Origin of the sequence: Acetomicrobium sp. S15 = DSM 107314 (assembly GCF_016125955.1) — a bacterium.
In the GTDB taxonomy this organism is placed as follows: Bacteria; Synergistota; Synergistia; order Synergistales; family Thermosynergistaceae; genus Thermosynergistes; species Thermosynergistes pyruvativorans.
In genome coordinates, this window is sequence record NZ_JADEVE010000388.1 from 101,488 (window position 1) to 115,673 (window position 14,186).

General features: G+C 52.8%; 15 protein-coding genes and 1 other RNA gene. 9 read left to right on the forward strand and 7 right to left on the reverse strand.

The window, feature by feature from the left end; genetic code table 11:
• Nucleotides 1–2: 2 nt before the first annotated feature.
• The 4 genes from EZM41_RS11700 to EZM41_RS11715 all read left to right on the forward strand — a co-directional run bounded on the left by EZM41_RS11700 (nucleotide 3) and on the right by EZM41_RS11715 (nucleotide 3,292).
• The gene (locus EZM41_RS11700) at nucleotides 3–473 is read left to right on the forward strand and encodes a hydrogenase maturation protease (protein ID WP_198471240.1); all 471 of its coding nucleotides are present in this window, start codon (nucleotides 3–5) and stop codon (nucleotides 471–473) included.
• Nucleotides 474–485: 12 nt separating this feature from the next.
• A non-coding RNA gene (gene ssrS / locus EZM41_RS11705) (6S RNA) lies at nucleotides 486–661 on the forward strand.
• A 316-nt stretch (nucleotides 662–977) separates the two neighbouring features.
• Nucleotides 978–1,955 (forward strand): HAD family hydrolase, encoded by a 978-nt coding sequence (locus tag EZM41_RS11710; protein ID WP_198471241.1) that lies wholly within the window; start codon nucleotides 978–980, stop codon nucleotides 1,953–1,955.
• Nucleotides 1,952–3,292: a replication-associated recombination protein A gene (locus EZM41_RS11715; RefSeq protein ID WP_198471242.1), complete on the forward strand. Its 1,341-nt coding sequence runs from the start codon at nucleotides 1,952–1,954 to the stop codon at nucleotides 3,290–3,292. Before EZM41_RS11710 ends, EZM41_RS11715 begins: the two co-directional genes overlap by 4 nt.
• Here the strand turns inward: EZM41_RS11715 and EZM41_RS11720 are convergent.
• From EZM41_RS11720 to EZM41_RS11745, 6 genes are all read right to left on the reverse strand, one after another.
• Nucleotides 3,289–4,062: a YdcF family protein gene (locus EZM41_RS11720; protein WP_198471243.1), complete on the reverse strand. Its 774-nt coding sequence runs from the start codon at nucleotides 4,060–4,062 to the stop codon at nucleotides 3,289–3,291. The genes EZM41_RS11715 and EZM41_RS11720 overlap by 4 nt on opposite strands.
• 39 nt (nucleotides 4,063–4,101) lie before the next feature.
• Nucleotides 4,102–4,767, reverse strand: a complete 666-nt coding sequence (locus EZM41_RS11725) for a GntR family transcriptional regulator (RefSeq protein WP_198471244.1) — start codon at nucleotides 4,765–4,767, stop codon at nucleotides 4,102–4,104.
• A 43-nt stretch (nucleotides 4,768–4,810) separates the two neighbouring features.
• Complete coding sequence (locus tag EZM41_RS11730; protein WP_198471245.1) at nucleotides 4,811–5,320, reverse strand: cob(I)yrinic acid a,c-diamide adenosyltransferase; 510 nt, start codon at nucleotides 5,318–5,320, stop codon at nucleotides 4,811–4,813.
• Nucleotides 5,321–5,343: 23 nt separating this feature from the next.
• Nucleotides 5,344–5,787: a PaaI family thioesterase gene (locus EZM41_RS11735; RefSeq protein ID WP_232619341.1), complete on the reverse strand. Its 444-nt coding sequence runs from the start codon at nucleotides 5,785–5,787 to the stop codon at nucleotides 5,344–5,346.
• 82 nt (nucleotides 5,788–5,869) lie between these two features.
• On the reverse strand, nucleotides 5,870–6,649 hold the full coding sequence (locus EZM41_RS11740; RefSeq protein WP_198471281.1) for a ZIP family metal transporter: 780 nt from the start codon (nucleotides 6,647–6,649) through the stop codon (nucleotides 5,870–5,872).
• A gap of 149 nt (nucleotides 6,650–6,798) precedes the next feature.
• The gene (locus tag EZM41_RS11745) at nucleotides 6,799–6,954 is read right to left on the reverse strand and encodes a hypothetical protein (protein ID WP_198471247.1); all 156 of its coding nucleotides are present in this window, start codon (nucleotides 6,952–6,954) and stop codon (nucleotides 6,799–6,801) included.
• Nucleotides 6,955–7,401: 447 nt separating this feature from the next.
• Here EZM41_RS11745 and EZM41_RS11750 point away from each other — a divergent pair, with 447 nt between their 5' ends.
• From EZM41_RS11750 to fbp, 4 genes are all read left to right on the forward strand, one after another.
• On the forward strand, nucleotides 7,402–7,890 hold the full coding sequence (locus tag EZM41_RS11750) for a ferritin (protein ID WP_342449318.1): 489 nt from the start codon (nucleotides 7,402–7,404) through the stop codon (nucleotides 7,888–7,890).
• 115 nt (nucleotides 7,891–8,005) lie between these two features.
• Nucleotides 8,006–8,536, forward strand: a complete 531-nt coding sequence (locus tag EZM41_RS11755) for a flavin reductase family protein (RefSeq protein ID WP_198471249.1) — start codon at nucleotides 8,006–8,008, stop codon at nucleotides 8,534–8,536.
• 5 nt (nucleotides 8,537–8,541) lie between these two features.
• Nucleotides 8,542–9,348, forward strand: a complete 807-nt coding sequence (locus EZM41_RS11760; protein WP_198471250.1) for a TIGR02757 family protein — start codon at nucleotides 8,542–8,544, stop codon at nucleotides 9,346–9,348.
• 200 nt (nucleotides 9,349–9,548) lie between these two features.
• Nucleotides 9,549–10,649, forward strand: a complete 1,101-nt coding sequence (fbp, locus tag EZM41_RS11765; RefSeq protein ID WP_198471251.1) for a fructose-1,6-bisphosphate aldolase/phosphatase — start codon at nucleotides 9,549–9,551, stop codon at nucleotides 10,647–10,649.
• Between the two features lie 58 nt (nucleotides 10,650–10,707).
• Here the strand turns inward: fbp and EZM41_RS11770 are convergent, their stop codons facing one another.
• Nucleotides 10,708–12,630: an oxidoreductase gene (locus tag EZM41_RS11770; protein WP_198471252.1), complete on the reverse strand. Its 1,923-nt coding sequence runs from the start codon at nucleotides 12,628–12,630 to the stop codon at nucleotides 10,708–10,710.
• A gap of 184 nt (nucleotides 12,631–12,814) precedes the next feature.
• Between EZM41_RS11770 and EZM41_RS11775 the strand changes: the two genes are divergently transcribed.
• Entirely contained in the window at nucleotides 12,815–14,077 is a 1,263-nt protein-coding gene (locus tag EZM41_RS11775; protein WP_198471253.1) for a hypothetical protein, read from the forward strand.
• The last annotated feature ends 109 nt before the right edge of the window (nucleotides 14,078–14,186 follow it).

Genomic DNA, 14,186 nt, shown 5'->3' on the forward strand with positions numbered 1-14,186 from the left:
TTATGAAGGTTTTAGTGTTGGGTTATGGAAATCCGTATCGCGGAGATGATGGCGTAGGGCCTCTTTTGGCCGAGCGCATTGCTCAGTGGCTTGCTTCGCTCGGAGAAGCGGTGGAGCTGTGGGTTGGGCAGCAGCTCTTGCCGGAACTCGCAGAGGATCTCGCAAACCACGATGTAGTTGTGTTTTGCGATGCAAGCGCTGTGCCCTTGAAGGACGGTTTTCTGTTGGAAGACATCTGTGTCTCCTCCGATCCGGAGGGACTGACGCTACATTCCGTCTCTCCCCAGTGGCTTTTGGGACTCGCTCAAAGCTTTGCAGGGCATGCGCCTAAGGCATACCTTTTGAGCGTGGAGGGCGACTCCTTTGATTTTAGCGAGGGACTGACCGCGCGATGCGAGGAGCGGGCAAAAGCAGCGCTGCAGTGTTTTCAGATTTGGTGGAAGAGTGGCAATGATAGCGCGGTTATGATATAATATGCATGGCAGAGAGCCCTGCGGTGTACGTGCCAAACTGAAGAGCCTTGAGCCAACACCTACCCGAAGGAGGCAGCTCCTGCCCGGTAGAGAAGGCGCAAAAGCGCCATCGAAGCTGAGGGCAGGTAAGCCTCAAACCTCTTGAGGATCGGGTCAAGGCCTTCCTGGCACGGCACAGCGGGGTTTTAAAATTTTGGGGAGGAGTTCGGTCAAAAACTCCTCCCCATTTCGATTCCCTTGAAAAAGATTATACCTTCGTAGAGTCCTTCCTCATCAAAAGCGAGCCCGTAAAGACGAGCAGACGAAAACCCCTTTTTGGAGCCTTCTGCCTAAACTCCGTCTTGCGCTCTCCCTATCCGGATATGCTGGGCATACGTGACGGCCACATATCTCAATCATGAGCAGGCTCTTTGGTTCTCTCGCAGCGGAGGAAGCTTGCAGTGGAAGCGCTGAGAAATAGATGCTACACTATATGCGAAAAAGCTCAAAGAGGAGGACAATCTATTGAGCATATCACCGCCTTTTTGGCATCCGGCTTTTTCTCGTGCCTTCATTTTGGACTGGGACGGCGTAGTGGTCGAAACGAAGCTCGATTTTTCTTCAATTTATAAGCGTTTTTTTGGCGGTAAGCGGGTGATGCTCCTCGAAGTGATGCAGTCGCTGCCTCAAGAAGTTCGCGCAGAGATTGGGCGTTGCCTCGAGGAGATCGAAACGGATGGGTCTCGCAAGGCTCAACCTGTACCGGGCTCTTTAGAGCTCTTGTCTTGGCTTGAGGAGAAAAATGTTCCTTGGGGCATCGTATCGCGCAACTCCAGGGCTTCTGTCGAAATTGCGGCGAAATGCGCTGGTATCGCTCTGCCTCCTGTGGTCATAACGAGGGATGAAAAAGTTCCGGTAAAGCCTGCGCCGGAGGCTTTTTGGAAGGCATCGGAGCTTATGGGGGTAGAGCCCTCTTGCACGGTAGTCGTTGGAGACTTCCTGTACGACCTGATCGGGGCGAGGCGGGCCGGAATGAGGTCCGTCCTCGTGCAGCGCATGGAGAAGGAGTGGCTCGATTGGGTCGAGGCATCATACCCCACCCTTGTGGATTTTGCGAGATCCCTGAAGGAGCCCGAGCCCTTGACGCCGTGGGAATATCACCCGCTTGAAGCGAAGAAGGGGAGAGAGTGGTTGGAGAAGTGCTTTAGCTTGACGGTTCAGATCCCACGCGACGTTCGAAAACCCTGTTCGTGGGCTGTGATGGTGGCTACGCTTGGCGTAGGCATCATCGCCGTGCCTGAAGGCTTGTGCCTCGAAGCGTCTCATTGGTTAAACGACCCTTACTTTGAGATGGTAGATTTGTGGCAACCTCTTCCTAAAATTCTTGAGCGCTTCCTGAGGAGTCGTTTCCCCATGACCAAGGTAGTAGAGGGGAACGGCGGGTTTTTATTGCCGGCGGATCCGGAGTTTTTGGAGGAAAGCCTGGGAATTTTGGTGCAATGATAGAACAGCGCAGGTTGTGGGAAGAAGAACCTCAAAAGAAGAGAGCAAGGGCATCTCCCAAAGAGAACTGGGAGAGGCCGCTGGCCGATCGCATGCGGCCGCGCACCTTGGATGAATTCCTCGGGCAGGAGCATCTCCTCGGCCCCGGGCGTCCCTTGAGACGGCTCCTCGAAGCGGGCGAAGTGCCTAGTGCAATCCTCTATGGCCCTCCTGGCAGCGGAAAGACTACGTTAGTGCGCCTTATGGCTTCGGTTACGGGCAGAAAACTGCTGGAGATAAATGCCGTCACGGCCAAGGTAAGCCAGCTTCGAGAGTTGGTAGATGCTGCTAAAGGGGAAAAGGAGATTCGGGGCGGCAAGACCCCCTTGGCCTTTGTGGATGAGATCTATCACTTCAACAAACAACAGCAAAATGTGCTGCTTCCGGCCGTCGAGCGCGGCGACCTGATACTCCTTGGGACTACGGTAGAAAACCCGTACTTTGAAATAAACAAGACGCTGCTTTCCCGTGCGATCGTCTTAGAGCTGAGACCACTGAAAAAGGAAGAGCTCATCGAACTCTTGCGCCGTGCCTTGGCCGATGTCGAAAGGGGCCTCGGCAAATTGGGAATAGAGGCGGAGGGTGAAGCGATAGATCGCATAGCCGAGCTTTCCTCAGGCGATGCCAGGCAAGCCCTAAATCGCTTGGAGGCTCTGGCGGTGGCGGCGTCTAAAAATGGACGGAAAATTACCGCAGCCGATGTCGAAGCCCTCTCCCCCAAGGCTTTGCAGCGCTACGACAGGGCTGCCGATGAACATTACGCTGTAATATCAGCTTTCATAAAGAGCGTGCGCGGCTCCGACCCGGACGCAGCGGTGTATTGGCTCGCCCGCATGCTCGCATCGGGCGAAGACGTGCGCTTTATAGCGAGGAGATTGCTGATATTGGCTGCTGAAGACGTGGGATTGGCCGATCCGCTGGCGATAGCCATAGCTGCCTCCGCGGCCTATGCCGTGGACTGGGTTGGTTTGCCGGAGGGCCGGATAATCCTTTCTGAGGCCACAATTTACCTGGCCAGCGCTCCGAAGAGCAATAGCGCCTACAAAGCCATAGACGCGGCCATGTCTGCGGTAGAAGGAGGAGACTTGATGGAAGTCCCTCCGCATCTTCATGCCACTTCTCCGGATTACAAATACCCTCACGACGATCCGCGGCATTGGATCCCTCAAAACTACCTGCCCGAGCCCAGGCATTTCTATCACCCAGGTTCGTTGGGAAAAGAAGCGGAGATGCGCGATCGCCTGCGGCAATTTTGGCGGCGCTACCGCGACGATGTCTTGGGCCAGGAGAAATCTTAAAACAGCCTTAGGAGGGAGTATCCCAAGAGGCCTATTGCCTCCCTTATGGTCAAAAACGAGAGCTCCAAATCCGATGCAGAGGGGAGAAAATCTATGGCCTCAAGTGGACATTGATCTGCGAGGTATCCGACAGGATAAGGGTATATAGCAATGCCCTCCATTTTCCTCGTGGCCATCCAGAGGGCCCGCCTCATGTGGTAAGCGCTCGTTACCAATACCGCGTTGCGATATCCCATCTCTTTCAATCTATCGCCGGCTATCTCCACGTTTTCCCATGTGGTGCGCGACTCATTTTCTACGATCGTCGGCACTCTTGGCCTCCATAGCGCAACCTTGCGGGCCATCGCCTCCGCCTCGGACATTCCGCCTCCTCTGGGCAATCCTCCCGACAACATAAGAGGCCATCCGTGGCGCGATGCCACCTCCCAGGCTCCGACTAACCTCTGAAGCCCGTGGGGACTCAGGTCAAATTGATCGGGAGCCGAACCGCGCCACATTCCACCGCTGAGGACCACGACTACGGCATTTTCTTCGTCCTCAGGCAAGCTCGGTCTTATTCCTTGCTCCCAGGGGGCTGCTATGTATCGTGTCCCCAACCCTGTGCTCATGACGTAAAGAGTTGCGGCGCAGAGGAGCAAAAAGCTTGCTACGACTGGGCGGCGCGGCCTTCTCAAGAGTGCCGCCCCCAGGACGAAAAGCAGTAGTATGATTACGCCTGGCGGCGTTATGGCGGAACCCATAAGCTTGTAGAAGAAAAACCCTATGCTCAATTCTTACAAGCCTTCTTTCAGCCGAGCGCGTTACATGAGTTACCCTTTATTCTTTTTAAAATGATCCACCAGAAGATCTCGAAGCCGTTCCAAGTGGCCGCGCATTGCCGTCTTGGCCCGTTCCTCATCGCGCTCGAGTATGGCGTCGATAATTTCCACGTGTTCCGAGGCCAAGGTCTTCAGCGGCAAACCCGCTATGGAATGACGGCGGTATAGCTGTAGCAGGTCGTAGAGATTATTGAATATGGTCATAAGGAAGCGATTGTCCGCAGCCTCGCAGAGCGTTGAATGAAACTCCGTGTCCAGTCTTACGAACTCCATCGGATCGTCGCTTGAGAAGGAGGAAAAGATCTCTCTGAAACCTTTTAACTCTTCGGGTGGCGTCTTGGAGCAAAGGCGCTCTATTGCCAACAGCTCCAGCGCGAGGCGCACGTCATAAAAGTCTGATATATCTTCGGCGGTGAGTTTTCTGACGTAAGCTCCCTTCCTGGGGACGAGTTCCACCAGCCCGCTCTGGGTGAGCTGTCTGATTGCCTCGCGCACGGGCGTGCGAGATACGGCCAGTTTGTCAGCCAGTTCTACTTCAGACAGCTTCTCTCCCGGCTTTATGAGTCCGGTCACGATAGCGTCGCGGATCTTCTGATAGACGATCTGCCGCAGATCCGCGTTATCGGCGGAAGGTGGGACAGCTTCTTCGTTTTTCATGTCAACAACCTCCTCGTTGGGCTTAAAAGACGTCCGTTGGGGATCATGCGTCCCTGGCTATGCGGTCGGCCCATAGGGCCATGGCGTATATGGCATCGGACAGCCGGTTTAAGTAAGCGTATGTAGCGTCATCGATTTCGCTCACCCGGACAAGCCTCACGGCCAATCTCTCCGCTCGTCTGGCAACGGTGCGGGCTATGTGGAGTGCGGCACCCAGGGTTGAATCGCCGGGCTTTACGAAGGCTGGTTTGCCGTCGAGCAGTCTCTTGACATACTCCACGATATCCTCCAGTTTGGCAATTGATGGGAGCTCCAAGCCGGGGTAGAGCGCGAGACATCCCATCAGTTGGCCTAGATCTTCTTCCATGGCCAGCAATCGTGCCTTGAGCTCTTCAAAGGGGCAGATGGCCCTGGCCATGCCTATGTGAGCCTGACATTCGTCGAGCGTTCCGTATAGTTCGACGCGAGGGTCGTCTTTTGGCACGCGCGTACCGTTGCCCAAGCTCGTCGTGCCTTTATCCCCGCCCTTTGTGGTGATTTCGAACTTAGCCATATCCTGCCTCCCGATAAAGAACCTTAAACCGTATCTGCTTTCGTTTCTTCCTTAGGTTGAGAGACGAGCACAAAAAGGCCCGTGGCAGAGACACAAGGAAGGTCGTCTTCGTCCAAAATTTCGGCCTCCGTAAAGACCTTGCGACCCTTCTGCGTCGTCACCTTGCCGCAGGCTCGATAAGATTTCCCTAAAAGTACCGGCTTGCGAAAAAGTAGCTCCATCTTGGCCGTGACATAAAAGTCTTGCGATTCCATTTTGGTTGCCCTTGCCATGGCATCGTCTATTATTGCAGCCAATATCCCGCCGTGCACCATGTCTTCGTAGCCGCACCAACTTTCGTCGGGCACAAAGGGTATCACCACCTGCTTTGTAACCTCGTCCCAAAAGAGCTTGAGTCCAAGCGTCCTTTTGTTTAGCTTTGCCTCTCCGCACACGAAACAGGTAGGAGTGTGAGGCATCTCTTTCATAGAAACATCGCCTCCAAGCCTTTTGCCATCTAAGGCCATCATAGGGTTCTCCGGGGGAGTTATGCTCTGCGATCTGTGTATTTTAACCCAAAGCCACGTCTAAAACCATCATAACGGCAAATCCCAGCATAGCGCTCATGGTGGTTATGTTGGTTTCGCCGCTGCGCTGGGCCTCTGGGATAACCTCTTCCACTACAACGAAGATCATGGCGCCGGCCGCGAAAGAAAGTGCGTATGGCAATACGGGTTGGGCGACCAATACCATGGCAGCCCCGATGACACCGGCTATGGGTTCGACCATCCCTGAGAGCTGTCCGAGCTGAAAGCTCTTCCATCGGGATAACCCCTCTCGCCGCAGGGGCATTGAGATGGCAAACCCTTCCGGGAAGTTCTGTATCCCTATGCCAAGAGCGAGCGAGATCGCTCCTGCGAGCGATGCCGATGGGAGGTCGTAAGCCAATGCGCCGAATGCCACCCCCACAGCCATGCCCTCAGGAATATTATGCAGTGTGACCGCCAATACCAATAAAGTGGTCTTCTGCAATGAAGTTTTTATCCCCTCTGCCTCTGAAGTCTTGAGTCCCTTGTGGAGGTGAGGCAAAATCTTGTCGATTAATCTCATAAAAACTCCGCCACCTAAAAAACCGACCAAAGGCGGAACCCACACCGGGACGCCTTTGCCTTGCGACATTTCTATAGCTGGAGCCAAGAGCGACCAATAACTCGCGGCTATCATGACGCCTCCAGCGAAGGCGAGCATACTGTCTAAGAAAATTTTGCTTACCTGTTTGGTTAGAAAAACGCATGCAGCCCCTGCAGCGGTTACACCCCACGTAAAACACGTAGCCAAAAGGGCCTGCATCGTGGGGGATAAATTCAAAAACCATTCAGCCAAACTTTATATCAATCCTTTCGCTCGCTTTTGGCATCTTGGGTTCGAATAAAACTTATTATAGCAAAGCCTAAAAAATAAAGCATGGCCCCTCTGCACAGAGGGGCCATGCGGGCGCCTTAGGCTTCTAAGTCTACGTTTTGTCCAATTCCAAGGCTCTGGAAGAGCTGGGCCGTCATGGCCTTTTGCAGCTCCGCTACCTGCTTAAACGTCGCATACTGAACGGCTAATTGAACGTCCTGAGCCTGAGCAGCACCTATGCGTTCTATGTCCATCGGAGCCTCACCTCCTAAAGGACGCCCATCATTATTATCGACCATTTTGCCTTATGATGAGTAGTGAATGGATGTGAGAGTGGAAGTTAATGTGAGGGTGAGTGTGAGAGCGAGTGTGAATGTGGGTGTAGTTTTATGAATCGACCACATGGAGGGACAACCATTCTTTTCACGCTTTACGCATTACTGATCACGCATCACTGTTTTTAGCCCCGACTATAGGGGACAGGGCAGTGATGAGTGATGAGTGAAAGTGAGTGTGAATGTAGAGGTGGGGGAGTTATACAAACAGAGGCATCGTTTGTTTCTTAGTTGTTGTGCTTCACGCATTACTGATCACTGATCACGCATCAGTGGTTTTTTCGGGTTCGATTGACACGGGCGGCTTTGATGTGATACATATACTTCGCAAAATGCAATGATTTTGAATAAGTGGAGGTGTTAACCGTGAACGAGAAATTGCTCAAGGCTTTACAGGAACAGCTCAACGCGGAAGCTTATTCGGCGTATCTGTATTTTTCCATGGCCTCTTGGTTCGAGTCGGAAAACTTGACCGGGATGGCTCACTGGATGAAGGTTCAGGCAAAAGAGGAGCTTGAGCACGCCGAGCGTTTTTACAATTTTATAAACGCGAGGCGGCAGAAGGTGAACCTCTTACCCATAGACGGACCGAAGACGGAATGGTCTTCTCCTCTCGAAGCGTTTGAAGATGCCTTTAAGCACGAACAGGTCGTTTCGAAGCGCATACACGATCTATTGGCGCTTGCAATCGAGGTGAAAGATTATCCCACTCAGGAATTCCTGCAGTGGTTCGTCAAAGAGCAGGTGGAAGAGGAGGCTGCCGCTGAGAGCATCGTCCGAAAACTGCAGCTCGTCGGCGACTCTAAGAATGCCCTTTTCATGCTCGATCACGCTCTCGGAGAGAGGGGCGAGTGAGAAAGCGTTAAATTGGGTTAAAATTTGAGGGAGGCAAGGTTTAACCATGCCTCCCTCATGGTTTTTTTAAACATAGTTTGGACTGTTTCTAAAGATAAACAAAGGGGGAGTTGTTATGGCCGAGGAGAAGATTCAGCTCGAATCGCTTTTCAGCTTGACGTATGGAATGTATATCGTGAGCACCGCATATGAAGGAAAGCTCAACGGTCAGATCGCCAACGCCGTTATGCAAATAACGGCCGAGCCGATATGCATCGCTGCTGCGATGCATAAAGATAATTTGACCACAACGTTGGTAGAAAAAAGCGGCATAATGGGCATATCGGTGCTGGAAGAAGATGTGCCCATGACGTTCATAGGCAATTTCGGCTTTAAGAGTGGCCGCAGCATCGACAAATTTTGCGACTGCGAATACATCACTGGAGAGTTGGGCACACCGTTAGTGATAGACCATTGCCTGGCCATCGTCGAGGCGAAGGTCATAAACATAATGGAGGTCTACACTCATAAGCTCGTCGTGGGCGAAGTCGTCATGGCAAGGGCGCTCAAAGAGGGAGGTACACCGCTTACCTACTCGAACTATCATCTCATCAAGCGCGGCAAGTCGCCTAAAAACGCCCCCACCGTCGTCTTCAACGCCCTTTGAGCGCAATGCCCGCACCGCAGGAATGCCTTCAAGTATTCGATGAGGTTTATTGTCTTTACAACCGGCGCGAATATGTGCCGCCGGACCCCCTTCAGTTTTTATATTCCTATCCTGATATCGAAGATAGGGAAATAGTTGGCCTGATCGCTGCAATGCTCGCCTTCGGCAGGGTAGAGCAGATCATAAAGAGCGTCGGCATAGTATTGGATGTACTTGGCCATCATCCAAGGGTTTCCTTGCTGGGTCTGAGCGATGAGGAGCTCTCCGCGTCGTTTTTTGATTTCAGGCATCGATGGGTCAAAGGTCCTCACGTCGTCGCCCTCTTGCGGGGGATCAAGGCGACGATAGAGGAGCACGATTCGCTGCAACGCGCATTCGCCTCAAGCCTAAGCCTGAGCGACGGGGATCTATTGCAAGCCCTTTCTCTCTTTGCGAATGACCTCATACGCCACGCCAGGTTGTCAGAAATGAGCGGTTTTATTCCCGATCCTGGGAGGGAGAGCGCCTGTAAGAGGTGGCACCTTTATCTGAGATGGATGGTTAGAGCTGATGAAGTTGATCCCGGCGGTTGGGATTCGATATCTCCCTCGAAACTCCTGATACCCTTGGACACCCACATGTTTCGCCTCGGCAGGACGCTTGGGTGGATCTCTCATAAGGCGCCAGACCAAAAAGCAGCCGTCGAACTTACCAGAGCCTTTCAGGTTATTTCCCCAAAAGACCCGGTGCGCTACGACTTCTCGCTGACGCGTTGGGGCATACGTCGCGATCTGGATTTCAGCGAACTACTAAGGCGTCTCGACGTAGCATGAAGCAATTTAACGCCACAACAAATTGGAGAGCGCTTTAATTGTTATAGTTTTCAGAATATATCGCAGAGGCTTGACACTTTCGTCATACCTCAAGTATAAATGTAGTGTTCCGCCAGATGATTCAGTTCCAAGCAAGTTTTGACTTGAGGGTTCACTTTTGTAAACCCTCACCAATAACGCTCTCGTAAGGAGGGGTTTTTGTGAGGACCACGGTGACGGTCATTAAGGCGGATATAGGAAGCATCGGCGGGCATTTAAAGCCGAGCGAGGGGCTTCTCAAATTGGTTAAGTCGCGAGTCGAAGCCGAAAAGGGCAAGCTCATCATCGATTGTTACGTTTCGCATACAGGCGACGACATAGCGATACTGTGCACTCACAATAAGGGCAAGAACAGCTCTGAGATTCACAAGATGGCTTGGGATACGCTCATGGAAGGGGCAAATCTCGCAAAAAAACAAGGGCTTTACGGCGCAGGCCAAGACCTTTTGAAAGATGCCTTTTCGGGCAACGTGAAGGGCTTAGGCCCGGCTGTGGCTGAGCTCGAGTTCGACGAGAGGCCGAACGAACCCTTCCTTTTCTTCGCCGCAGACAAGACCGATCCGGGTGCCTATAACCTCCCGCTTTACCTCGGATTTTGTGACCCCATGCATTGCAGTGGCCTCATCCTTTCGTCGAAGATGGCGAAGGGCTTCCGCTTCGAGATCATGGACGTAAGTTATACGGAAAAAGATAGGATAATCACATTAAACGCACCTGAGGAGCTGTACGACATCGCCGCCCTCTTGAGGGATCCCGAGCGCTTCGTCGTCGCTGCCGTATATTCCAAGGAAAGCGGCGAACAGGTCACGGCGGCCAGCACTACGAGGCTCCACAATATCGCCGGCAAGTATGTGGGCAAAGACGACCCCATAATGCTGGTGCGTGTGCAGGGGAACTTTCCCGCCACGGGTGAGGTGCTGTCGCCATACGCGCTCGGGCACTACGTAGCGGGGTTCATGCGTGGCAGCCACAACGGCCCGCTCATGCCCGTAAAGCTCAATTCCACCATATCCTATTTCGACGGCCCGCCCGTAGTGAGCTGCGCTGCCTTCTGCGTACACGAGGGGCACCTGACGGAGGCCGTTGACGCTTTTGACCATCCCTTCTGGGATTACGTGCGGCAAGAGGTCTCTAAGAAAGGGATAGAGATCCGTCGCCAAGGCTTTTTCGGCAACGCCATGCTCCCCATGAGCGAGCTCGAATACGGTGGCATAGCCGATAAGCTTCGGGGACTCGAAGAGCGTTTCGTAACGAAGGACTAAAAGAATTGAAGGGCCTTGCGGCTTAGCAGCTTCATGTGCAAGGCCCTGTTGTCATGCGTTAAACCGCAAGTCCTGCCTTGTATCCCTCCTCGACGGCTTCAAGCGCTTTCCTCGGCTTTAAGGCATCGCCTACAACGATGAGCCTTTCGACCTTTCCGCTGAGTTCGCTTTCGAGCTCGTTCACAGACTTGGCTCCTATAGCCAGTATTATCGTGTCGGCCGGACCTACCCTTTCTTCCCTGCCCTCTCTCGTTACTATTACGCCGTCGTCTGTTATCTCCTTCACCGGCGAATTGACATAGACCTTCACCTTGTTCTTCTCCAGGTCGCGCATGAGGAAGAGCCGCACGGCCGCCTCTTCGTCCGTGGCGATTTCAGGCAGCATCTCGACGATGGTCACTTCCTTGCCGTGGTTGGCAAAGTGGTCTGCCGTTTCGGTCCCGACCATGCCTCCACCTATTACTATGACTTTGTGTCCCACTGTTACCTTGCCCGACAGGGCATCGAAGGCAGTGACTACATTAGGTTTGTTTACGCCCGGGATGTTTGGAATTGTCGGGGTTCCGCCGGTAGCCACTATCACGGCGTCAGGTTTTTCAGCTTCCACAGCTTCAGACGTAAGTTCCGTGTTTAAATGCACCCGGACGCCCAATTTGGCAAGTTGTCTTTTTTGCCACACGATGAAGGCATCAAACTCTCCCTTGTTGGGAGGAATTGAGGCCAAAATAAATTCGCCGCCCAAACGGTCTGTCTTTTCGAATAAGTGCACCTCATGCCCCCTTTGGGCAGCCACTATGGCTGCTTCCATGCCGGCGATCCCGCCGCCGGCTACAAAGACCCTTTTCTTGGTTTCGGCCGGCCTAACGGCGAGTTCCGTCTCGCGGCCGGTTAACGGGTTGACCAGACACCCTATGGGTTCGTTTTTGAAGAGATTACCTATGCACGCCTGAAGGCAGCCTATGCAGTAGTTTATATCCTCAAGCATGCCGGCTGCTGCCTTGTTGGGAAATTCCGGATCCGCCAGAGATGCCCTTCCCATGGCTACGAAGTCGGCCTTGCCGGAGGATAAGATCGACTCTGTTAGGAAGGGGTCGTTGATCCTGCCGACGGTGATCACGGGTATTGAGACCACGCGTTTGACCTGAGCTGCTAAGTCGGTGATCCACCCGTGAGGCACGGCCGCGGGCGGTACGATGGCTTCAATGGTAGCGTAAACGCCTGCTGAGACGTGGATGGCGTCCACGCCCACCTCTTCAAGTATCGTGGCTATGGCCTTGGTATCTTCGATATTTCTGCCGCCTGGGACCAGTTCGTCTCCCGAAATCCTGAATATTACGGGAAAGCCCCTTCCCGCCTTGGCCCTTATGTTCGCTATGATTTCCCTGGCAAATCGAGTGCGGTTGATGAAGCTGCCGCCGTATTCGTCGGTCCTCTTGTTAGAGTAGGGGGAAAGAAATTGAGCTATCAGGTAGCCATGGGCACCGTGGACCTCCACGCCGTCGAAACCGGCTTTTTTGGCGCGCAGGGCGCAGTCGCCGAACTTCTCGATGAGCTCTTTTATCTCGTCTGCGGTGAGTTCGTGCGGCACTTCCTGGTTTACGGGACACGGTATCGGGGATGGAGCCACGGGCTGGGTGCCGATTATATTGTGATTGGTCTGTCTGCCGGCGTGGTAGATCTGGGCGAAGATCTTGCCTCCACAATTATGAACGCGCTTGGTCAGGGCGGCATGTCCATCTATTTGAGCATCCTCCCATAAACCAGGGATGTTTGGGAAACCCTTGCCCCTGGGATCTACGGCGTAATCTTCGGTTATGATCAACCCCCACCCGCCCTTGGCCTTCGCTTCGTGGTAGGCGATGAATCGCTCCGTGGCTCTTCCATCATCAGTGCAGTAGTTAGCCACCATGGCGGGTACCACGAGTCTGTTTGACGTCTCGAGTCTTCCGATCTTGCCCGGAGAAAAGATGTGTTTGAACATGAGATCCCCTCCTTAGATTCCGAGCATGTAAGAATTTTTTAGATTGATTAAAATTATCTCACTTCATACCTGTGGACGCAATGACCGAAAGCCAACCACGATATATGTGCTATTCAAATGAAGATGTTGTCTTATAGCAGTTTGTGGCAAAATTGGTATAATCTTAACAAAGGGGGTGTTATTGATGGTGTCCTGGCGAAAGAGATATCTGTTTGTGGTCATTTTTCTTCTGGTTTCCTCGAGTGTAGCTTGGGGGCAGGCGGCCAATGAGCCCTACGTGGAAGAAAAACCTGAGGCTTTGGGAAGCAGGATTGAGGAGCTCTCCGAGAGAGTGGACGAGCTTTCCGCAAAAGTGGACGAAATTTTACAATCTGTTCAAGAACCCAAGGTCCCGGGTGAAGAACAGCAGAGGTTGACAGCCCTCGAAAGCGAAGTATCATCGATGCGAGGAGAAATCTCGGCCCTCAGGAACGATCTTAACAAGACGCTTTCGCTCTCTCAGGATGTGGCAAAGATCGGTGACGAGCTTTCTCAGAGCGACGCCTTATTAGGAGACCTCGCGGCGAGACTTGAGGTTTTGGAGTCGTATGCAAGAGAGGAAAGTGAATTCCTAAAGCAACAGGCAGAGATTCTGAAGGGAGAAACCGATCAACTCAAGACGATTGTTAGGGGTATGGAGGATAAAAACGCAGCGTTGACACAGAAGCTCGAGGCCTTAGATGACAAGATTGTCGGACTTGAGTCGTTGTCGGGCAATATGGAAGCCCTCTCTAAGGATGTGCGCGCTACAAAGGAAAGTGGGGAGGCTATATCGAGCGAGGTTGAAGACCTGAAAAAGCGAGTTGGGCGCGTTGAATCAACTATAAAAGAGCTCGAGAAGAGCGTGAAGGAAGCCAAAACCCTGGGCGATTCCGTGAAGGAGTTGGAAGCAAGATTTGCTGAGGGAGAGAGCGTCAGGAAACAGCTCCAGGAGAGCCTTTCCTCTGCTGACGCTCAGCTTGCGAGCAGGGTTCAGACTCTCGAAGGGGAGACGGGTACAATTAAGGCGCAGACACAAGGCCTTGAACAACACTTGGATGAAATCGCATCCCAAATAAGCGGCATCTCTAAAGATATTAACCAATTGGCCGCTAAAATAGGAGATGTGGAGCAGTTCCGCGCGCAGACTGAACAAGCCATTGCCTCGCTCAAGGAGGAAATTGCGCCGGTTCAGGAGATTGTAAAGCCTATCGTGGCCACAGTGAAGGAGAAAGATGCGATTGAAGGCAGAATTAAGAGCCTGGAGTCGGCTATACAAGAAATTAAAGCTGGCCAGGATCAACTGAAGAGCACCATCGACTCCGTTAAATCCTCCACATCTACCGTAACGTTTCTGTCGATATTAGCAATAGTTTTAGCGCTGGTGTCGTTATACTTCATATTTAAGCCGCCCAAGAAAAGGTTTTAGGCATAGTTCGACCTTTAAAGGTCTATCTTGGGGAACCGGAAGCTCACCTTCGGTTCCCCTTCTGGTTTTCTTTTAGCCTGTGAGCTATTGCGGATCTGCGGGTAAAGGT

Coding starts and splice junctions, on each gene's coding strand:
- EZM41_RS11715 (WP_198471242.1), top strand. CDS start 1,952: ATGATAGAACAGCGCAGGTTGTGGGAAGAAGAACCTCAAAAGAAGAGA.
- EZM41_RS11735 (WP_232619341.1), bottom strand. CDS start 5,787: ATGAAAGAGATGCCTCACACTCCTACCTGTTTCGTGTGCGGAGAGGCA.
- EZM41_RS11725 (WP_198471244.1), bottom strand. CDS start 4,767: ATGAAAAACGAAGAAGCTGTCCCACCTTCCGCCGATAACGCGGATCTG.
- EZM41_RS11730 (WP_198471245.1), bottom strand. CDS start 5,320: ATGGCTAAGTTCGAAATCACCACAAAGGGCGGGGATAAAGGCACGACG.
- EZM41_RS11760 (WP_198471250.1), top strand. CDS start 8,542: ATGCCCGCACCGCAGGAATGCCTTCAAGTATTCGATGAGGTTTATTGT.
- EZM41_RS11775 (WP_198471253.1), top strand. CDS start 12,815: ATGGTGTCCTGGCGAAAGAGATATCTGTTTGTGGTCATTTTTCTTCTG.
- EZM41_RS11700 (WP_198471240.1), top strand. CDS start 3: ATGAAGGTTTTAGTGTTGGGTTATGGAAATCCGTATCGCGGAGATGAT.
- EZM41_RS11755 (WP_198471249.1), top strand. CDS start 8,006: ATGGCCGAGGAGAAGATTCAGCTCGAATCGCTTTTCAGCTTGACGTAT.
- EZM41_RS11770 (WP_198471252.1), bottom strand. CDS start 12,630: ATGTTCAAACACATCTTTTCTCCGGGCAAGATCGGAAGACTCGAGACG.
- EZM41_RS11745 (WP_198471247.1), bottom strand. CDS start 6,954: ATGGACATAGAACGCATAGGTGCTGCTCAGGCTCAGGACGTTCAATTA.
- EZM41_RS11740 (WP_198471281.1), bottom strand. CDS start 6,649: ATGCAGGCCCTTTTGGCTACGTGTTTTACGTGGGGTGTAACCGCTGCA.